Below are 19,810 nucleotides of genomic sequence, written 5' to 3'. Positions count from 1 at the left end.
TCCGGGGGTGCGCTCTCAGGCTAACAGCGGCCGGCGGGCGCGGCAGGGGGCAAGACACGGCGCATGCCTCCGCGCTAGCGTGGAGGGATGCGCAAGTACCTCTTCGGCACGGGCATCATCGGCGCGGTCACCAGCGGGCTCGAGCTGCTGCGCGCACTGCGCGGTCATGAGCCGTTCACGTGGCGGATGGCCCTGGCGTGGCTGAGCTGGGCGATCACGTTCGCGCTGGCGATCGGCACGATCGTCGACATCCGTCGGGCCGAGACCGGCCACCTCGTGCCGGGCGACTCCCCCGTCGCCGGGCACGAGAAGAAGTACCTCAAGCGCCACATCGAGCGCTGAACGGCACTGCGTCCAGCGCTCGATGCGCACCCGTGTCAACGGGTGAGGATCAGCGCGTCGCCCTGGCCGCCGCCGCCGCACAGCGCCACGGCCGCCGTGCCGCCGCCGCGGCGGATCAGCTCGTGCACCATGTGCACGACGAGCCGGTTGCCGCTGGCCCCGATGGGGTGGCCGATCGCGATGCCGCCGCCGTGGATGTTCACGATGTCGTCCGACAGGCCCAGTTCGCGCTGCGAGCGGGCCACCACGGCGCCGAAGGCCTCGTTGATCTCGACGACGTCGAGGTCGGCGACCGTGATGCCCTGCTTGTCGACGGCCCTGCGGATCGCGTTGGCGGGCTGCTCGTGCAGCGAGTTGTCGGGGCCGGCGACCTGGCCGGACGCCCCCACCACGGCCAGCACCTTCCAGCCGTTCGCATCGGCGTGCGAGCGGGTCGTGAGCACGACCGCCGAGGCCCCGTCGGAGATCTGCGACGAGTTGCCCGCGGTGATCGAGCCGCCCTCGGCGAACGCCGGGCGCAGGCCTGCGAGCGACTCGACGGTCGTGTCGGGGCGGATGCCCTCGTCACGAGTGACCGTGATCGGCTCGCCCCGGCGCTGCGGGATCGTGATCGGCACGATCTCGGCGTCGAAGACGCCCGCCTCCCATGCGGCGGCGGCACGCTGATGGGATCGGGCGGCCACGGCATCCTGCTCCGCGCGCGTCACCTCGTAGCGATCGTTGAGCCGCTCGGTCGAGGCGCCCATGCTCTCGTTGTCGTAGGCGTCGGTGAGACCGTCGTAGGCCATGTGGTCGAGCACCTCGATCGTGCCGTACGACCAGCCGTCGCGCGAGCCCATCATCAGATGCGGCGAGCGGGTCATCGACTCCATGCCCGCCGCCACGACGACACTCGCGTCGCCCAGCCGCAGCATGCGTGCGCCGTCGATGATCGCGGTCAGCCCCGACAGGCACACCTTGTTCACCGAGCCGGAGTGCACGGTCCACGGGATGCCGGCGCCCACCGCGGCCTGTCGCGCCGGGTTCTGACCGGCTCCGGCGGGCAGAACCTGCCCGACGAGCACGGCGTCGACCGCGTCGGCGGGGATGCCGCCCTGCTCGAGCGCGCCGGCGATGGCGGCGCTGCCCAGTTGGACTGCCGTCAGCGGCGCGAGCTGGCCCTTGAGCCGCCCTTGTGGGGTGCGCGCAGCCGCCACGATCACAACGTCATCGGTGTTCATGCCTTCACCTTAAGCTCTGGGGACACGGTCAGCTCGGGCTCGGTCGCGGCCACGACCTCGTCCACGGTCACGCCCGGGGCGAGCTCGACGAGCACCAGTGCGTCGTCGGTCACGTCGATCACCGCGAGGTCGGTGATGATGCGGTCGACGACGCCCTTGCCGGTCAGCGGCAGCGAGCACGAGTCCACGATCTTGGCCGAGCCGTCTTTGGCCACGTGCTCCATCAGCACGATCACCTTGCCCGCGCCGTGCACGAGGTCCATCGCGCCGCCGGGGCCCTTGACCATCTTGCCGGGGATCATCCAGTTGGCCAGGTCCCCGTCCTTCGAGACCTGCATGGCGCCGAGGATCGCAGCGTCGATCTTGCCGCCGCGGATCATGCCGAAGCTCGTGGCCGAGTCGAAGAACGCGGCGCCCGGCAGCAGGGTCACGGTCTCCTTGCCGGCGTTGATGAGGTCGGGGTCGACGTCCTCGTCGGTCGGATAGGGCCCGACGCCGAGGATGCCGTTCTCGGACTGCAGCACGACGGTGACGCCGTCGGGCACGTAGTTGGGAACGAGGGTCGGCAGGCCGATCCCGAGGTTGACGTAGGCGCCGTCGGGCAGCTCGAGCGCTGCGCGTGCGGCCATCTGCTGGCGGGTCAGTGCCATGTCATGCTCCTTCCACGGGCGCGGCGACGGTGCGGCGCTCGATGCGCTTCTCGATGTCGGTGCCCACCTCGACGACGCGGTGGACGTAGATGCCGGGCAGGTGCACGGCGTCGGCGTCGATCGCGCCGGGCTCGACGAGCTCTTCGACCTGCGCGATGCACACGCGTCCGCTCATCGCGGCCAGCGGGTTGAAGTTGCGGGCGGCCTTGTTGAACACGAGGTTGCCGTGCCGGTCGCCGCGCAGGGCGTGCACGAGGGCGAAGTCGGCGACGATGCCTTCTTCGAGCACATACTCGCGTTCGCGGCCGGCGACGGTGAACATCCGGGTCTCCTTCACCGGCGACGCCACGGCGATTCCGCCGTGCCCGTCGTAACGGCGCGGCAGCCCGCCCTCGGCGACCTGGGTGCCGACGCCCGTGGGCGTGTAGAACGCGGCGACGCCCGCTCCGCCGGACCGCAGCTTCTCGGCGAGGGTCCCCTGCGGGGTCAGCTCCAGCTCGAGGTCTCCCTCGAGGAACTGCCGCTCGAACTCCTTGTTCTCGCCCACGTACGACGAGGTCATCTTGCGGATGCGACGGGCGCCGAGCAGCACGCCAAGGCCCCAGTCGTCGACGCCGCAGTTGTTCGAGATGATCGACAGGTCGGTCGTGCCCTGGGCCAGCAGCGCCTCGATGAGCGCCATGGGATTGCCGCTGAGCCCGAACCCGCCGACGGCGATCGTCGCACCGTCCGGGATGTCGGCCACCGCCTCTGCGGCGTCGGCCACCTGCTTGTCGATCACACGGACCTCCTTCGTCCGGCGACGCCGCCGTCGGCGCCGCACTGCTTCCCTCCATCGTCGCGCGTGCCGCACCCCGCGCGCACGCCCCCGTTTGCGATGTGGATGATCGCCGTCCTAGTGTTCACGATATGGACACTCATGCTGTGGTCCCGGGAGCACAGGCGATCGCGCGCGCGGCGGCGCTGCTGCGCCTGGTCACGGCATCCGGATCCGGCGGCGTCACCGTCAGCGAGCTGGCGCGCAGCGCCGAGCTCACCCGCCCGACGACGCACCGCCTGCTGACCGCGCTGCGCCGCGAGGGCCTGGTCGACCAGGACGAGCGGACGGGCACGTGGATGCCGGGGCCCGAGCTGTTCCTGATGGGCAATGTGGCCGCGGCCCGGTACGACATCACCGAGATCGCCCGCGACATCGTGCGGTCGCTGTCGGTGCGCACCGAGGAGAGCGCGTTCCTGTCGGTCCGCCGCGGCGACGAGACCGTGTGCCTGGTGAACGAGGAGGGCAGCTTTCCGATCCGCTCCTTCGTGCTGCACGAAGGAGTGCGCTTTCCGCTCGGCGTGGCGTCGGCGGGTCTTGCGATCCTTGCGTTCCAGCCGCCTCACGATGTGGACGCGTACTTCGAGCGGCACCCCGAGCTCGCCGATCGCTACGGCGAGGCGCACAGCGAGACGCGGCTGCGCCGGCGGCTGGCCGAGACCACCGAGCGTGGCTATTCGCTCAACCCCGGCCTGATCGTCGAGGGCAGCTACGGCATCGGCGCGGCCGTGTTCACCCGCGAGGGCCACCCGCAGTGGGCGCTGAGCCTGAACGGGGTCGAGTTCCGGTTCGGCCCCGACCGGCTGCCCGAGCTCGGCCGGACGCTGCTGGCCCACGCGCACCAGCTCACGTCGCGGATCGCCTCGTCGCGGCACTGACGACCGCGTCGGCCACGATCTCGGCCCCGGCGGGCGACATCGCGATCGTGTAGTGGTTGAAACCCTCGACGCGGGTGTGCTGCACGGTCGGATACGACGGCAGGATCTGCGCGAGATACTCGGCCGGGTACAGTCCCGGCGGCTCGTCCTGCAGCCCGCGCGGCACCGTCAGCAGGCGTGTCGGATGCCGCAGCCCCGCGAGGGCCTCGGGCAGTGCCGATCCGGTGTTCATGTCGACCGTGTCGTCGACCACCGTGTCGTAGCTCGTCGCCGGCCGGAAGCCGCCCGCCCCGTCGTCCACGAGGTCGTAGGCGAGGTAGTCCTCGAGCTCGTCGGTCCAGTCGTGCGCGAACGCCGGGTGCGCGCGCCAGAAGTCGAGGTAGTCGCTGACCGTGGCGAACCGCATGCCGAGCCGATCCGCGGTCGGGCCGAGGATGTGTGCGACCAGCTGCCGCGGCTCCAGGCCCGCCGGCACGTGCAGCGGCAGTCCCCCGTCGATCAGGACGAGACTCGACACCCGGCCGGGGTGCAGGTGGGCGAGCACCACCGCCACGAACGCGCCCATCGAATGCCCGACGACCGTGGCCTGCTCGACCTCGAGCCGATCGAGCACCGCGAGCATGTCGGCCGCGTGCGCGGCCATCCCCGCGGGCCCCGCGACGCCGTTGCTCGCGCCACGTCCGCGCAGATCGGGCGCGATCAGCCGCAGATCGGGCACGCGCTCGGCGACGAACGGCCACGCGAGGTGCGACGAGGTCACGCCGTGGATCAGCAGCGCGGTCCCGGCATCCCTCTCCCCTTCGCGCACGCCCACGCGCAGGGCGCCCCCGGCGACCGGCACGTCGACGGTGTCGCCGATGCGGCCCGCCGGTCTCACTTCGCCGTCCATCCGCCGTCGATCGTGTACGAGGCGCCGGTGGTCATGCCCGAGGTGGGGCCGACGAGCCACCCGGCGAGCGAGGCCACTTCGGCGGGCTCGACCAGACGCTTGACGGCCATCTCGGTCAGCATGACCTTCTCGACGACCTCGGACTCGGGGATGCCGTGCGCGGCGGCCTGATCGGCGATCTGCTTCTCGACCAGCGGCGTGCGCACGTAGCCCGGGTTGATGCAGTTGCTCGTGACACCGTGCGGGGCGCCCTCGAGCGCCGTGACCTTCGACAGTCCCTCGAGGGCGTGCTTGGCGGTCACGTACGCCGACTTGAAGGCGCTCGCGCGCAGCCCGTGCGCGCTGGAGATGTTGACGATGCGCCCCCACCCCCGTTCGTACATGCCCGGCAGCGCGGCCCGGATGAGCAGGAAGGGAGCTTCGACCATGAGCCGCTGGATGAGGCGGAACGCGTCGGGGTCGAAGTCGACGATCGGCGCCACGCGCTGGATGCCGGCGTTGTTGACGAGGATGTCGGCCTGAAGCGACAGATCGTCCAGCGCCCGCGTGTCGGACAGGTCGACGGTCCACGCCTCGCCGCCGAGGTCGGATGCCACGGCCTGGGCTGCGTCGGCGTTCAGATCGGCGATCACCACGCGCGCGCCGCGGCCGGCCAGCTCGCGCGCACAGGCGAGTCCGATGCCGCTCGCGCCGCCGGTGATCACCGCGCGCCTGCCGTCGAGATCCTGTTCGGTCATCGGTCTTCTCCTTCGCCTTCGCCCTCGCGCACCGCGAGCGCATTGTGGATGAATCGCATCATCGCGTCGAACACGTCGGGCGCGAGCCGATCGGGCATCTCGCCGTTCTCGTCGCGCTCCCACAGCAGGAAGCGCATGCCGATCAGCTCGCCCATGCCCATGAGTGCCCAGGCCGCGATCTGCGGGTCGAGGCCGCCGTCGATCTCGCCGTCGCGCTGTGCGCGGCGCAGGCCCTCCTCATACCCCTCGACGATGCGGCCGTAGTGCAGGCGCAGCATGTCGGGCGAGACGAACTCGGCCTCGCGGACCACACGGTACAGGGCCGGGTGTGCGGCCGTGAAGCGGAAGAAGCCGCTGAACCCGGCGCGTTCGGCCTCGAATCGGCTGGTCGCGCCCTCCATCGCTTCGGCCATCGAATGGCGCACGCGCTGGTTGAGGTCGATCACGAGCGCCTCGAACACGGTCTTCTTGCTGTCGAAGTACAGGTAGAAGGTGCCCAGGCCCACGCCGGCCCGCTCGGTGATCTTGACGATGGATGCCTCGTGGTAGCCCTGGTCGGCGAACACGTGCTCGGCGGCCTCGAGCAGGCGCCGCCTCGTGGCCTCACCCCGCTTGGTCAGCGGCCTGCCGGTGGCCGGCGACACGTTCTCGACGCCGACGAGCTCGTCACTGTGCTGGTCACTGTGCTGGTCACTGTGCACGCGCATCCCGTCCCTCTCCGATCTGCGACATGATCGCCACGGCCCGCTCGCGCAGCCGTGTGCGGGCGATCTTGTCGATCCCCGAGCGGGGCAGCTCGGCGACCTGCTCGATGTGCACCGGCACCTTGAACGACGACAGGTGCGTCCGGGCGTGCGCGAGCAGTTCGTCGGCGGTGCACGCTGCTCCCGTCCGCAATTGGACGAACGCCACTCCGCGCTCACCCCATACCCGGTCGGGCACGCCGACCACGGCGGCCGTCGCAACCAGCGGATGCGCGCACAGAGCACGCTCGACCTCGGCGGGTGCGACGTTCTCGCCGCCGGAGATGTAGATGTCCTTGATCCGGTCCACCAGCCGGAACCGCCCGGCGTCGTCACGCTGGGCGAGGTCGCCCGTGCGCAGCCACGCACCGCTGCGCGCCCGGGCCGTGGCCCCGGGATCGTCGAGGTAACCGGCGAACACGCTCGGTCCGCGCACCCACAGCTCCCCCGCCGCGTCGCCGTCGAGCAGCAGCCCGGTGCCCGGATCGGCCAGCGCCACGTCGACGGTCGGGTACGGCATCCCGACGGTGCCTGCGCTCTCGGACGCGTGCCCGGGCGCAACCGACAGCACGTTGGGACCGGCCTCGGTCAGTCCGTACCCGGCGAGCAGTTCGACGCCGCGCCGGGCCCAGGTCTGGACCAGCTCGGGTTCCAGCGGCGCGCCGCCGACCTGCACGCGACGCAGGGTGGACAGATCGGATGCCGCGAACCGCGGGTCGTCGGCCAGCATGCGGTACTGCGTAGGAACGCCCATCATCGCCGTCACCCCGCGCTCGGAGATCAGCTGCAGCACGCGATCGGGCTGGAAGGAGCGTTCGAGCACGACCGTCGCGCCCAGCCACCACGCCAGCAGCGGCTGCACGTTCCACGCCGCGACGTGGAACTGCGGCAGGGTGGCCAGCACGACGTCCTGCGCGGTGAGCTGCGCGATCCCGGCCAGCGCCAGATTGTTCCAGAAGCAGTTCGCATGGGTGAGCATGACGCCCTTGGGCGTGCCCTCGCTGCCCGACGTGAAGATCACGAGCGCAACGTCGTCGTCGCGCACGTGCCGGCGGGTCGGCACGACGCCTGACCGGGGGTGCCGTGCGGGCGGGTGCGCCTCGACGCCCGCCACGCCCAACCGCGCGGTCGGGAGCGGGAGGTGCGCCTGCCGGCAGGCGTCGTCGGCCAGGCCCGCGTACTCCTCCTCGATCAGCAGCAACTGCGCGCCGCAGCGGACGATCGCGCTCGCGAGCTCGGTCGTGGTCTGCCGCCACGACAGCGGGATGAACGCGATCCCGGTCTTCGCGCACGCGAAGAACGCGACGACGTGGTCGATCGAGTTGCCCGAGACGGTCGCGACCCGGTCGCCGGGACCGTAGCCGGCGGCGCGCAGGCGCTCGGCGAGCATCTGCGCACGATCGCGCAGCAGCCCGTACCCGATGCGCACGCCCCGATCGTCGATCGCGACCCGGTCGCCGGCGGCGGCCGCGCGATCGTCGAGCCAGCGGCCGATCGTGTGCGGCTCGTCGGCCGGCTGCGACATCCCCTCGGCGTCGATCATGCGTCCACCCCCACGTCGTCCAGCCTGGCCGCTCGGCCCCCGCGCACACGTCCGGTCCGCCACCGGTGTGCGAGCGTGCGGGCGGTGCCGGCGATGCCGCCGGGCAGGAACATCACCACGATGATGAACAGTACGCCCAGCAGGAACAGCGGCTCCGAGAGCGGGATGCGCAGCACGTCCGGCAGCCCCGCGATCGCGTCGGAGCGGGCCAGCACCGTCAGCCGCTGGTCGAGCAGGGTGTAGACGACTCCGCCGACCACCGCACCCCAGCGGAAGCCGACTCCGCCGAGCACCACCATGACGAGGATCGTGATCGTGAGATCGGCCGAGACGGCGTGCGGCTGCGTCCCGCTCTGCAGCAGCAGGTACACGATGCCCGCAAGACCCGCGGCCACCGCCGCGGCGACGAACACGATGAGCTTTGCCACGTAAGGGCTCAGTCCGAGCACGCGCACGCGCAGTTCGTTCTCGCGCGCCGCCTGAGCGACGTGGCCCAGGCGCGAGCGGTCGACCCACAGGGCGATCAGGTAGGCGATCAGCACCGCGACCAGTGCGAACCAGTACAGGTTGCGCGTGTTCACCACGCCCACCAGCCAGTCCGGCACGTGCGCGGTGGACAGGTTCAGGCCCTCTTCGCCTCCCGTCAGCTGCGCGTTGCGGCGCACGAGCACCGAGGCGGCCTGCGCGAACGCGAGGGTCACCATCGCGAACGGGATGCCGTTGACCCGCAGGCTGATCGCCCCGGTGATCAGCGCGATCACGAGTCCGCCGAGCACTGAGATGAGGATGCCGGCCCACAGCGGCACGGGCAGCTGCTGCAGCACGATGCCCAGACCGTACGCGCCGGCGCCGAACGACAGCGCGTGCCCGAATGAGAGCAGGCCCGCCGTGCCCAGCAGCATGTTGTACGACAGCGCGAGGGCCGCATACACCATGCACAGCGACATCAGCGCGAGGCTGCCGGGCGTGTAGGTCGGGCCGGGCAGGATGCCGGGGATCGAGAGGTTCAGCAGCGGCAGGAGCGCCAGGACCACCACGACCACGGCGCCGAAGGCGGGTGCGCCGAGTCGGCGCCATACGGAGGTCTGCGTGTCGTCCGTGTTCATGCCTTCCTCCCCAGCAGTCCCGACGGGCGCACCAGCAGCACCACCGCGAGCAGCACCACGACGATGAAGTCGCCCGTCCCGGCGAGGAAGAAGTTCGCGAACTGCTGCAGCACCGCCACCAGCACCGAGGCGATGGCCGCTCCCGCGAGCGACCCGAGCCCCCCGATGATCGTCACGATGAACGCGAAGATCAGCAGCGTCTGGCCGAGTCCCGACGAGACGTAGCCGGCCCACTGGGCCGCCAGCACTCCCCCGATGCCCGCCGCGGCGCCGCCGATCGCGAACACGACGGTGAACGAGCGTCGCACGTCGATGCCGAGGGCGGTCACCATGGCCCGGTTCTCGACCCCGGCGCGGATGATGACGCCGTAGCGCGTGCGCTTGAGGAAGAGCACGAGGCCCGCCAGGACGACCGCCGCGACCACGATCAGCAGCCAATACACGTTCGGTATCTTCGCTCCGATCACCGTGGTGGTCTGGCGCAGCCAGCCAGGGCCGGAGATGTAGATCGGGTCGGTCCCCCAGATGCCGTCGAACAGGGCGATCGCGGCGAAGGACAGGCCGACGGTGACGAGAACCTGTTCGATGTGCCGCTCGTACAGGGGCCGGATCAGCGCCAGTTCGGTCAGGGCGGCGAACGCGGCGCCCACGAGCGCGCCGACGAGCACCGAGACGGCGAATCCGCCCCAGGTCGAGGCATCCATTCTGCGGGCGACCTCCCACCCGACGAACGCGCTCAGCGACAGGAACACGCCGTGCGCGAAGTTCAGCACGTGCATGAGCCCGTAGATGAGGCTGAGCCCCGACGAGACCAGGAAGTAGAGGGCGCCCAGGCCCACGCCGGTGATCAGGGCGAGGATCACGGTGCTCATCCGGCGGCCTGCGCGCTCGTGTCGGCGTGCACCCCGAGCAGGCGTCGGGTGAGCTCCGCGTCGCCCAGGATCTCGCGCGCCTCGCCCGTGTGCACGACGCGGCCGCCCGCGATCACGATCGCGCGGCCGGCCAGGCGCCGCACGACGTCGAGGTTCTGCTCCACGAGCAGGATGGGGACGGATGCCGCGGCCCGCTCGAGGGCGTCGGCCACTTCGTCGACCACCTTGGGCGCGAGGCCCTTCGTGGGCTCGTCGACCAGCAGCACCCGGTTGTCGTTGAGAAGCGCCCGCGCGACCGAGACCATCTGCTGCTGGCCGCCCGAGAGGGTTCCCGCGCGCTGCTGCGCCCGGGCGACGAGGTCGGGGAACAGCTGCGCCACCAGGTCCCGGCGCGGACGGCGATCGCGTTCGGCGAGGGCCAGGTTCTCTGCCACGGTCAGGCCCGCGAACACCTCGCGGTCTTCGGGCACATAGCCGACGCCGCGGCGGGCGATGCGGTGCGTGAGCAGTCCGTCGACGCGCGCGCCCGCCAGCCGCACCTCGCCCCGACGGTGGATCAGGCCCATGATGGCGCGCAGCGTCGAGGTCTTGCCGACGCCGTTGCGGCCGAGCAGGGCGGTGATGCCGTGGGCGGGGACGTCGAACGTGACGTCCTCGATCACCTGCTGGCCGCCGATCGACGCCCGCAGCCCCGTCACCTCCAGGATCGCGTCGCTCATGCCGCGCTCCCCAGGTACGCGCTCTGCACGACCGGGTCGGCCATGATGCGGCTCGGGGTGTCGAACGCGATGATCGTGCCGAAGTGCATCACGGCGACTTTCTCGACGAGCCCCATGAGCACCTCGATGTGGTGCTCGACCATGAGCATCGTGCAGTCCGTGGTCGCGTGCAGCTCGCGGATGCTGTCGACCAGGCCGGCGACGTCGCCCGAGGCGACCCCTGCCATCGGCTCGTCCAGCAGCACGGTCCGGGCGCGGGCGGCCAGCAGCACGGCGATCTCGAGCTTGCGCTTGTCGCCGTGCGAGATGTCGCCGGCGAGCGCGTCGAGCTTGTGCGAGAGGCCGACCTCGTCGAGCTTGCCGCGCGCGATCGTGCTCGCTTCGTCTGCCCGGCGCGGCACGCGCAGCAGCGAGTAGCTGCCCCCGCGAGCGGCCTGCGCCGCGAGTCGTACGTTCTCGAGCACGGTCAGGCCCGGGAACAGGCTCGAGGTCTGGAACGTGCGCCCCAGCCCCGCCCGCGCGCGCTGCGCCACCGACATCCGGGTGACGTCCCGGCCGTCCATCTCGATGCGTCCGGCGGTCGGACGCACGACGCCCGAGATCGCGTTGAACAGAGTGGTCTTGCCGGCGCCGTTCGGGCCGATCACTCCGATCAGGGCGCCGGAGGGGACGTCGAGGTCGACGTCCTTCACGATGGCGGCCGCGCCGATCTGCAGGCCGAGGCCGCTGATCCGCAGCGCGGGCGGGGTGGGGTCGCTCATGCTACTTGGTCACCTCGGCGGGCGTGACATCGTCGGCGGGCACGACCTTGACCAGTTTCGGGACGAACGACCCGTTCTCGGCGACGAGCTTGGCCTGGTACATGTCCTGCAGCATCGCGTGGTCCGACGCCCGCACCGTGATCTTGCCCTTCGGCCCGTCGAAGCTGAACCCCTCGAGCGACTTCACCATGGCCTGGACGTCGCCCTTGCCCTTCTCGACGGCGTGCACGAGCATGATCGCCGCGTTGAAGCCGTCGGGGCTGAACAGGTCAGGGGTGCCACCGGCCTTGGTGATCGCGTCGACCATCGCCGTGTTGACCGTGTTGTCGGCCGCGGTCGGGAAGTAGTAGCTGAGGAAGTTGATCTTCTCGCTGGCCTCGCCGTAGGCGCCGAACGTCGGCGAGTCGCCGAGTCCGGTGACGACCGGGATCGACTCGAGCACTCCCTGCTGCGAGAGCGCCTGCCACATCGCACCGCTGGTGGCGCCCGCCCACGCGACGAACACGAGGTCGGGCTTGGACTGCACGATCTTCTGCGCGAACGGCGTGAACTCGGTGGCGTCCTCGGGCACCAGCACGCTGTCGACGGTCGCGCCCTTCGCGCCGAGGATGGCCTTCACGGCCGCCTCGTTGCCCTGTCCGAACGCGCTGTTCTGCGCGAACACGGTGATCTTCTTGCCCGACACGTCGTCGAGGAAGGTGCCCGCGGTCGCGACGTCCTGCGCGCTCTGCCGGCCGGAGCGGAACGTGTACTCGTTGATCCCGGTGATCGCGTCGGCTGCGGCCGGACCCGAGATGAACAGCACCTTGTTCTGCGCGGCCTGCTCGGCCACCGCGAGCGCGACGCCCGACGAGGCGCTGCCGAGCAGGATCTTCGTGCCGCCGCCGATGAGGTCCTTGGCTGCGGTCACTGCGATGTCGGGGTCGCCCGCGTCGTCGCGGTAGTCGATCTTCAGCGTCGTGCCGCCGGCCTTGCCGCTGCCGTGGGTGACGTAGTCGAGACCCGCCTTGAAGCCGTCGAGATACTGCTTGCCGTAGCCAGCCAGCGGGCCGGTCTCGCTGGTGATGACGCCGACGCTGATCTGATCGGGTGCCCCGCCGTCCGACGCGGCGCCGGGTCCGGCGGCGCTCGGTGCGCACGCGGCGAGCGTGAGCGCGCCGATCGCGGTCAGCGCTGCGAACAGCAGCTTGGGGTGGGAGACGCGCATGTGAATGCCTTTCGCCGTCGAGAGGAATTCCTGAAACCTGATTCAGGTATAAGAAATCGTAGGAAGAGGGATGCCGGTTGTCAATGCGATCCAGATGCATTCGCGCGTTATATATCCCGGGTATATACTTTGAGCATGAGTCGCGCACAGGACATCGCCGAGATCGTCACCGCCGCGCACACCCTGACCCGCGTCGCGGCACTCGAGACCCGCAACGACGCCCCCTCCGCACAGTGGCGCGCCCTGAGCATCCTGCAGTCGGACGGTCCGCTGCGCCTGGGCGAGCTCGCTTCTGCCAGCCGCACCACGCAGCCGGGCATGACACGTCTTGTCGGTCAGCTCGTCGACGCCGGACTGGTGCGTCGCGACCATGACCCCGCCGACTCCCGCGCCAGCGTGATCAGCATCACCCCGCGCGGGGCGGAAGACCTCGCCGCCTGGCGGATCGAGCTGCGCGATGCGCTCGAGCCGCTGTTCGCCGACCTCGGCGACGACGACTGGGCGGCGCTCTCGCGCGTGGCCCGCATCCTCTCCTCCCGCACCAACCCTCAAGGAGTCACTCGATGACATCGGCTTCCCCATCCGGATCGATCTGGCGACAGCCCGCACAAGTGTGGGCCGTCGCGTTCGCCTGCGTCGTCGCGTTCATGGGCATCGGGCTCGTCGACCCGATCCTGCCCGCGATCGCCGAGTCGCTGAAGGCCGACGCGGTGCAGACCGAACTGCTCTTCACGAGCTATCTGCTCGTGACGGGCGCCGCAATGCTCATCACGAGCTGGATCTCGAGCCGCATCGGCGCCAAGGCCACGCTGCTGGGCGGTCTCGGCCTGATCGTGGTGTTCGCCCTGCTGTGCGCGCTCAGCGGCAGCGTCGACGCCATCATCGGCTTCCGCGCCGGATGGGGCCTGGGCAACGCTCTGTTCATCTCCACCGCGCTCGCGACGATCGTCGGCGCCGCCAGCGGCGGCAGCGAATCGGCGATCATCCTGTACGAAGCGGCCTTGGGCATCGGCATCGCGATCGGTCCGCTCCTGGGCGGCCTGCTCGGCGAGATCAGCTGGCGCGGACCGTTCTTCGGCGTCGTGGTGCTGATGGCCATCGCGTTCGTCGCGGTGCTGGTGCTTCTGCGCGGTCCCGCAGACAAGCGCGCGCCCGTGCCGCTGTCGGCCCCGTTCAAGGCACTGCGCATCCCCGCGCTGGCGATCCTCGCCGTCACGGCCCTGTTCTACAACATCGGCTTCTTCGTGCTGCTCGCGTTCTCGCCGTTCCCCCTCGGGTTCTCGGCGATGGGCATCGGCCTGACCTTCTTCGGGTGGGGCGTGGCCCTGGCGATCACGAGCGTGTGGGTCGCCCCGATGCTGCTGCACCGCATGTCGCGGACCACGGTGATGCTCATCATCCTGCCCCTGCTGGCGATCGACCTGGTCGCGGCGGGGCTGCTGGTGGCCAGCGCGATGGCCCTGGTCATCTGCATCGTGGTCGGCGGCCTGCTGCTGGGCATCATGAACACCGTGCTCACCGAGGCCGTCATGGAGGCCACGGACCTGCCCCGCGCCGTCGCATCGTCGTCGTACTCGGCCGTCCGCTTCATCGGCGGCGCCGTCGCCCCGCCGATCGCCGCCGCCCTGTGGCACGCGTTCAATGCCACGGTGCCGTACCTGTTCGCCGCCGCCTCGGTGCTGATCGCCGCGCTCACCGTGGCACTGGGCCGCAAGGTGCTCGCCCGCATCGACCTGCATGAGGCCGACGCGCAGGAGGTCGGGGCCGCCGTCCTGGTGGGCGACGCCGCATAAGAGACGGCGACCGCGTGGACGATGGGGTCCACGGGATCGTCGCACGCTCGGCGGGTGCGCCTTCCGGGCGTCGCGACACGACAGTACGATGCGGTCACCATGGCCTCTTCCTCCACGCTGCTCCTCCCCTTCGCATCCCTCGGTGTCGACGACGTCGCCGTCGCCGGCGGCAAGGGTGCGAACCTCGGCGAACTCGTCTACGCCGGCCTTCCGGTGCCCGACGGGTTCGTGATCTCGACCGCGGCGTACGCGCGGGCCGCGGCATCCCTCGACCTGCACGGCACGGCAGCGCAGCTGCGCGACGCCCTCCGCACCGCAGCGCTGCCCGACGATCTGAGCCGCGAGCTCGACCGCGCGTATGCCACGCTGGGCTCGGGCCCGGTCGCCGTCCGCTCCAGTGCGACGGCCGAAGACCTGCCCGGCGCGACGTTCGCGGGGCAGCAGGACACGTTCCTGGACGTGTCGGGGGTGGATGCCGTGGCCGATGCCGTGCGGCGCTGCTGGGCGTCGCTGTGGACCGACCGGGCGGTGGCCTACCGCGCCCGGCTCGGCATCGATCCCGCCGAGGTGACGATCGCCGTCGTGGTGCAGCGGATGGTTCCGGCCGATGTCGCGGGCGTGATGTTCACCGCGAACCCGGTGACCGGCCGCCGCGACGAGGTCGTGATCGAGGCGAGCCCGGGCCTGGGCGAAGCCGTGGTGTCGGGTACGGTGACCCCCGATCACGTCGTCGCCGGCCACGACGGGGGCATCCACGAGAGCGTGCCGGCCGGCCGCGCGCCGGTGCTCACGCATGCGCAGGTCGCACGCCTGACCTCGCTGGGCACGGCGATCGCGACGCACTACGCGCGCGCGATGGACATCGAATGGGCGATCGTCGACGACACCGCGTGGATCGTGCAGGCCCGGCCGATGACCGCACTGCCGCTGCCCCCGCAGCGGTTGAACCGGGCGCAGCGGACGCTGTCGACCGTGCTCGGCGACTACCTGACCGCGCGCCCCTATCCGATCGACATGACCACGTGGTTGCCGTACGGCCCGGCGGGCATGATGGCGCGGATCGTCGGCGATGTCGGCATCGGCGGGGTGTTCGACAGCCTGTACCACGAGACCGACGGGATCGTCGACGGCGCGCGCATCCCGGTGCCGCGCCCACGCGCACGCGTGCTCACCGCGCCGTGGCGGCTGCGTCGGCGCGCGCACCGGTTTCCGCTCGAGCGCTGGCACGCCGATGCGCGCGTCGGCGCGTTCGACCGCGCCGTGAGGCGGTTCGCCGACCTCGACGTGACCGCGCTCGACTGGCCGAGCCTGCGCGCGCAGCCCCGCCGCGTGCTCGACGCGCTCGAGCCGGTCACCGGGTTGCGCTTCGACTATCTGCCGTCCGCCGGCCTCTCGCTGCTGGGCCTGACCGTCGCCCTGCGCGTGCGGGGAAAGGACCGGCTGCTGCCCGAGCTGCTGCAGGGCGTTCGCACGCTCACCACCGAGGGCAATGACCGCCTGGCCGAGGTCGCACGGGTCGCCGCGGCGGAACCCGCCACCGCCCGCGCAGTCGCGGACGGCGATCTCGACGCCGCTCGCCGCGACCCGCGCTTCGCCGAGGCGTTCGACGGCTGGCTGGCCGCATACGGCTACCGCGAGACGACCAGCCCGATCCTCATCACGTCGCCGACGCTGGGCGAACGCCCCGCATCGGTCCTGGCGCTGGTCCGGCTGCTGCTGGACGACGCCCCCGAGCGGTCGGACGCGGTGAAGAGCCGGGATGCCGCAGCTGCGCTGCTGCGCGGCATCCGGTCTCCGCGCGGACGGGCGCGGATGCGCGACCGCGTCGACCGTGCGGCCAGGGCGGTGGCGTTCCGCGAGGACTCGCACGTGCTGTTCACCCAGCTGATGCCGGGCCTGCGCGAGGCTCTGCTCGAGATCGGCCGCCGTCTGAAAGAAGCCGGCGTGCTGGCTGCGGCCGAGGACGTCTACCACTTGCGACTCGAAGAGATCGAGGCCCTCGACGATGTGGACGGGGCGGCCGCGCACACCCTGACCGACGTCGTCGTCGACCGCGCGCGGCGGCGCGAGGCGCTGCGATCCGTGCCGTTGCTGAACATCGACCGCGGCCCGACCGCCGTCGACGACGACGCGCTGGTGCATGGCCTTTCCGGCGGCGGCGGAGTCGTCACCGCGCGGGTGCGCGTCGTGCGCGACGTGGAGGACTTCGCTCGGCTGAACACCGGCGAGGTGCTCGTCTGCCCCTTCACGAATCCGGCGTGGACGCCGTTGTTCCAGCGCGCGGCCGCCGTCGTGGTCGATGCCGGCGGCCCGGCCTCGCACGCCGCGATCGTCGCTCGCGAGTACGGGCTGCCCGCGGTCATGGGGACCGGAGATGCGACCCGGGTCCTGCGCGACGGCATGCTCGTCCGCGTCGACGGCACCGCCGGCACCGTGACCGCGGTGCCGGACGGCGACGCCGCCGCGTGAACCGGCCTATTTGCTCCAGTGTCGTGCGCCGGCTTCGGTCATGCTGTGCGCGGCGTTGATCGTCTTGTCGATCCTGCAGTCCAGCACGAGCGGAGCGTCCAGCGGAAGCTTCCCGAGGTGCCGCTCGAGCTCGTCGATCGATTCGATCACCGCCGAGTCGATCCCCACTCCCGCGGCCACGGACGCGATATCGCGCAGCGGGAACCGGGCGACGCCCGTCGTCCATCCATGCGGACCGAAGTCATGCACTTCCGCCCCGTACCCGGAGTCGTTCACGACGATCACGAGCAGGGGCACTCGTTCGCGAGCCGCGGTCTCGAGATCGGACAACCCCATGTAGAAGCCTCCGTCGCCGCAGACCACGACCGTGGTTCGATCCGCGTCTGCGACAGCGGCGCCGATCCCGCGCGCAAGACCGAGGCCGACGGACTGGAAGCCCTGCCCGACGAGGTAGATCCCGTCGCGCTGCGCGCGCAGGAACATGCCCGCCCAGGCCATGAACTGACCGGAGTCCAGAGCGATGGTTCGAGGAGTCGGCAGCAACGCGTTGATCCGCCGGAGAAGCTCGCGCGGATGGGAGAACGGATCGGCACCCGCCGGCTCGTCCGCTGTGCGCGTCGGGGGATCCTGCTTCGCCGCCGATTTCGCGACGGCCTGCACGAGACGACCGGCGAAGTCGGCGGCGTCGCTCTCGATCCACTCCGCCCGATCCGAGGCCGGGGCGGCCAGCGCGGCGCTGACCACGTGGTCCGCGCCTGCGAGCAACGAGCCGCCGATGGTGGACCAGTTGTCGAACGAGGTACCGAAGCCGAGGATGACATCCGCGTCCGTGATGACGTCGAGGGTCTGCTGGCGAGCGAAACCACCGATGAATCCCACCAGCTGAGGACTGTCCTCGAACATGCCGTCGCCGGCGAGGCTGGTGACGATCGATGCGCCCGTCTTCTGCGCCAGCGCCGCGATCTGCGGCTGCGCAGCTCGCCCTCCTCGACCGACCGCGAGCACGGGGCGCCGTGCGGTCGACAGCAGGTCGGCGACCCTGTCGACCGCATCCTGCGACGCGGACTTCACCTCCGGGGCAGGTGACGGTGCATGCGGCGTCGCCTGCCGGGCATCCCGTCCGAGCAGCGTGATGGGAACCGAGAGGACCACCACCCGCGGGCCGGAACGGGCGATCTCCAGTGCACGGGCGAGGACTGCGGCGGGTACGTCCTGGTCTGTGAGGCGCACTTCGGTGAGATCGGTGCCCAATGCCGCCAGTACCTCGCTCTGCGGAAGGTACTGGTGGTGCAGACGCTTGTCGGCCGGCACCTCTGCCGTGATGAACACCAGCGGCGTGCGCTCTTTCGCCGAATCGATCAAGGAGGTGAGGGCGTTCGTGAAGCCCGGTCCCTGGTGCACGGAGGCGATTCCGGGAGAACCCGACACCTGGGCCCACCCGTTCGCCATCGTGACCGCACCCGACTCGTGGTTCACCGCCACGTAACGGCCGCCGAGCTGCCGGAACGTCTCGAGGAACGGGAAATTGCCACTGCCGGCCACGGCGAAGACGGGTCCGGAATGCTGCTGGATGAGGGCCTCGCCGAGGGCCACCCCGATGGTTCTCACGTGTGTGCTCCGCTCTGATGCTCAGTCGTGGATCGCTTTGTCGACGAGGTACTCGCTCACGCCCCAGGCGCCGCGCTCTCGGCCGTAGCCGGAGTTCTTGACGCCCCCGAACGGTGCCGACCAGTCCGTCGGCGTGTCGTTTCGCAGAACGCTTCCCACCCGCATCCGCTCGGCGAAGCGGGCGAACGCGTCATCGTCGGACGTCCATACGCGTGCGATCAGCCCGTAATCCGTGCCCTCGGCAGCGGCCAGCGCGTCCTCTTCGCCGTCGAACGGCACGACGCAGAGCACGGGGCCGAAGATCTCTTCACGGGCGACCTCTGATCGCCGGTTCTCGATGACGATCGCTGTGGGCGGCACGAACCACCCGTTCTCGGGCAGAGGGACGTCGAACGGCGAGCGGCCGATGAAGCGATTGCCGTCATCTCCGACCGCACCCAGCATGCGCATGATGTGGTCTCGCTGCTGACGGCTGATCACGGGCCCCAGGGTGGTCTCCGTCGCGTGCGCGTCGCCGAGCACGGTCGCGTCGATCGCCGACTGGATCGCAGCGATCACATCGTCAAGCCGATCCCTCGGAACGATGAGACGACTCAGTGCTGCGCAGGTCTGCCCCGTGTTCTGCGTCGCGCTGTTCCAGGTGAACCGGGCCGCGGCCTCTGCCTCGCCGGGATCGAGCACGATGGTCGCGCTCTTGCCGCCGAGTTCGAGCGCAACCGGACGACAGTTCGTCGCCGCGGCGGCGGCAACGGCACTGCCACCGCGGAACGATCCCGTGAACGAGACGATGTCCACGGCCGGATGCCCTGCGAGAGCTTGGCCCACCGACGGGCCAGGACCGTTGACCACGTTGTATGCGCCGGCGGTCACGCCCGCCTCAACTGCGAGTTCTGCTGCGCGCAGCACCGCGAGGGGCGCGATCTCGGCGGGTTTCTGGACGATCGCGCATCCCGCGGCGAGCGCAGGAGCCACCTTCAGCACTGTCTGGAAGAGCGGATAGTTCCATGGCGTGATGGCGGCCACGACGCCCACGGGCTGTTTGATCACTCGCGCACGCTCGGCGCGTTCCTCGCGCATCGCCTCCACCGCACCGCGCGTCGTCGCCCGAATCGCCAGCACCGCGAGGCCGATCTGCAGCATCTCCACCTGACTCGTCGGCGTGCCGACCTCCGAGGTCTCCAAGGCGCCCAGTTCGACGGCATGCCGCTCGATCAGGTCGGCCCAGCGATTCAAGACACCGAGGCGCTCATCGAGGGGACGCCGCGCCCATTCGGTCTGGGCCTCTTTCGCCGCGCGAAGCGCATCGTCGACATCGACATCCGATGCTTGGGCGACCTGCGCGATCGGCAGCCCTGTGCTGGGGTCGTCGACCACGAACGTGCCCGCACCCGTGGCGGCCACGCGACAGCCACCGATGAAGTTGCCCTCTTCCACCTTTGTCCCATCGTTCATGGCG

19 protein-coding genes are annotated in these 19,810 nt (G+C 70.7%); 5 read left to right on the top strand and 14 right to left on the bottom strand.

The window, feature by feature from the left end; translation table 11 throughout:
• The first annotated feature begins 87 nt into the window (after positions 1 to 87).
• Entirely contained in the window at positions 88 to 342 is a 255-nt protein-coding gene (locus AC3RX0_RS04405) for a hypothetical protein (RefSeq protein ID WP_491504713.1), read from the top strand.
• 35 nt (positions 343 to 377) lie between these two features.
• On the opposite strand, the gene AC3RX0_RS04400 is transcribed toward AC3RX0_RS04405, so the two are convergent.
• The 3 genes from AC3RX0_RS04400 to AC3RX0_RS04390 are packed head-to-tail and all read right to left on the bottom strand — an operon-like array spanning position 378 to position 2,993.
• Complete coding sequence (locus tag AC3RX0_RS04400) at positions 378 to 1,562, bottom strand: acetyl-CoA C-acetyltransferase (RefSeq protein WP_491504712.1); 1,185 nt, start codon at positions 1,560 to 1,562, stop codon at positions 378 to 380.
• On the bottom strand, positions 1,559 to 2,212 hold the full coding sequence (locus tag AC3RX0_RS04395) for a CoA transferase subunit B (protein WP_491504711.1): 654 nt from the start codon (positions 2,210 to 2,212) through the stop codon (positions 1,559 to 1,561). The genes AC3RX0_RS04400 and AC3RX0_RS04395 overlap by 4 nt, the downstream gene beginning before the upstream one ends.
• A 1-nt stretch (position 2,213) precedes the next feature.
• On the bottom strand, positions 2,214 to 2,993 hold the full coding sequence (locus tag AC3RX0_RS04390; protein ID WP_491504710.1) for a CoA transferase subunit A: 780 nt from the start codon (positions 2,991 to 2,993) through the stop codon (positions 2,214 to 2,216).
• Between the two features lie 128 nt (positions 2,994 to 3,121).
• Here AC3RX0_RS04390 and AC3RX0_RS04385 point away from each other — a divergent pair, with 128 nt between their 5' ends.
• Positions 3,122 to 3,907: an IclR family transcriptional regulator gene (locus tag AC3RX0_RS04385; protein ID WP_491504709.1), complete on the top strand. Its 786-nt coding sequence runs from the start codon at positions 3,122 to 3,124 to the stop codon at positions 3,905 to 3,907.
• Here the strand turns inward: AC3RX0_RS04385 and AC3RX0_RS04380 are convergent.
• From AC3RX0_RS04380 to AC3RX0_RS04340, 9 genes are read right to left on the bottom strand one after another with little or no spacing between them, the layout of a single operon-like run.
• Complete coding sequence (locus AC3RX0_RS04380) at positions 3,876 to 4,796, bottom strand: alpha/beta fold hydrolase (RefSeq protein ID WP_491504708.1); 921 nt, start codon at positions 4,794 to 4,796, stop codon at positions 3,876 to 3,878. The two genes, AC3RX0_RS04385 and AC3RX0_RS04380, sit on opposite strands and share 32 nt — an antisense overlap.
• Positions 4,781 to 5,533: a 3-hydroxybutyrate dehydrogenase gene (locus tag AC3RX0_RS04375; protein WP_491504707.1), complete on the bottom strand. Its 753-nt coding sequence runs from the start codon at positions 5,531 to 5,533 to the stop codon at positions 4,781 to 4,783. The genes AC3RX0_RS04380 and AC3RX0_RS04375 overlap by 16 nt, the downstream gene beginning before the upstream one ends.
• Entirely contained in the window at positions 5,530 to 6,240 is a 711-nt protein-coding gene (locus AC3RX0_RS04370) for a TetR/AcrR family transcriptional regulator (RefSeq protein ID WP_491504706.1), read from the bottom strand. The genes AC3RX0_RS04375 and AC3RX0_RS04370 overlap by 4 nt, the downstream gene beginning before the upstream one ends.
• Positions 6,224 to 7,819, bottom strand: coding sequence for a class I adenylate-forming enzyme family protein (locus AC3RX0_RS04365; protein ID WP_491504705.1), 1,596 nt, complete (start codon positions 7,817 to 7,819; stop codon positions 6,224 to 6,226). The genes AC3RX0_RS04370 and AC3RX0_RS04365 overlap by 17 nt, the downstream gene beginning before the upstream one ends.
• Complete coding sequence (locus AC3RX0_RS04360; protein ID WP_491504704.1) at positions 7,816 to 8,925, bottom strand: branched-chain amino acid ABC transporter permease; 1,110 nt, start codon at positions 8,923 to 8,925, stop codon at positions 7,816 to 7,818. The genes AC3RX0_RS04365 and AC3RX0_RS04360 overlap by 4 nt, the downstream gene beginning before the upstream one ends.
• Positions 8,922 to 9,797: a branched-chain amino acid ABC transporter permease gene (locus AC3RX0_RS04355; RefSeq protein ID WP_491504703.1), complete on the bottom strand. Its 876-nt coding sequence runs from the start codon at positions 9,795 to 9,797 to the stop codon at positions 8,922 to 8,924. The genes AC3RX0_RS04360 and AC3RX0_RS04355 overlap by 4 nt, the downstream gene beginning before the upstream one ends.
• Positions 9,794 to 10,516 carry an ABC transporter ATP-binding protein gene (locus tag AC3RX0_RS04350; RefSeq protein ID WP_491504702.1) on the bottom strand — a complete coding sequence of 241 codons (723 nt, stop codon included), beginning with the start codon at positions 10,514 to 10,516 and terminating at the stop codon, positions 9,794 to 9,796. Before AC3RX0_RS04350 ends, AC3RX0_RS04355 begins: the two co-directional genes overlap by 4 nt.
• The gene (locus tag AC3RX0_RS04345) at positions 10,513 to 11,277 is read right to left on the bottom strand and encodes an ABC transporter ATP-binding protein (protein WP_491504701.1); all 765 of its coding nucleotides are present in this window, start codon (positions 11,275 to 11,277) and stop codon (positions 10,513 to 10,515) included. Before AC3RX0_RS04345 ends, AC3RX0_RS04350 begins: the two co-directional genes overlap by 4 nt.
• A 1-nt stretch (position 11,278) precedes the next feature.
• Positions 11,279 to 12,484: a substrate-binding domain-containing protein gene (locus tag AC3RX0_RS04340; RefSeq protein WP_491504700.1), complete on the bottom strand. Its 1,206-nt coding sequence runs from the start codon at positions 12,482 to 12,484 to the stop codon at positions 11,279 to 11,281.
• Between the two features lie 135 nt (positions 12,485 to 12,619).
• On the opposite strand from AC3RX0_RS04340, the gene AC3RX0_RS04335 reads away from it, so the two are divergent.
• From AC3RX0_RS04335 to AC3RX0_RS04325, 3 genes are all read left to right on the top strand, one after another.
• Positions 12,620 to 13,051: a MarR family winged helix-turn-helix transcriptional regulator gene (locus AC3RX0_RS04335; RefSeq protein WP_491504699.1), complete on the top strand. Its 432-nt coding sequence runs from the start codon at positions 12,620 to 12,622 to the stop codon at positions 13,049 to 13,051.
• Positions 13,048 to 14,277: an MFS transporter gene (locus AC3RX0_RS04330; RefSeq protein ID WP_491504698.1), complete on the top strand. Its 1,230-nt coding sequence runs from the start codon at positions 13,048 to 13,050 to the stop codon at positions 14,275 to 14,277. Before AC3RX0_RS04335 ends, AC3RX0_RS04330 begins: the two co-directional genes overlap by 4 nt.
• Positions 14,278 to 14,376: 99 nt before the next feature.
• Entirely contained in the window at positions 14,377 to 16,746 is a 2,370-nt protein-coding gene (locus AC3RX0_RS04325; RefSeq protein WP_491504697.1) for a PEP/pyruvate-binding domain-containing protein, read from the top strand.
• Between the two features lie 6 nt (positions 16,747 to 16,752).
• Here AC3RX0_RS04325 and AC3RX0_RS04320 read toward each other — a convergent pair whose 3' ends face one another.
• Both AC3RX0_RS04320 and AC3RX0_RS04315 read right to left on the bottom strand, forming a co-directional pair.
• Positions 16,753 to 18,354, bottom strand: coding sequence for a thiamine pyrophosphate-binding protein (locus AC3RX0_RS04320; protein WP_491504696.1), 1,602 nt, complete (start codon positions 18,352 to 18,354; stop codon positions 16,753 to 16,755).
• A 21-nt stretch (positions 18,355 to 18,375) separates the two neighbouring features.
• Positions 18,376 to 19,806 (bottom strand): aldehyde dehydrogenase family protein, encoded by a 1,431-nt coding sequence (locus AC3RX0_RS04315; RefSeq protein ID WP_491504695.1) that lies wholly within the window; start codon positions 19,804 to 19,806, stop codon positions 18,376 to 18,378.
• Positions 19,807 to 19,810: the final 4 nt, after the last annotated feature.

The sequence above is a fragment of the Microbacterium sp. W1-4-2 genome, assembly GCF_058349885.2.
The sequence above is the reverse complement of the archived record's forward strand: the minus strand, read 5'-3'. Positions and strand labels throughout refer to the sequence as shown.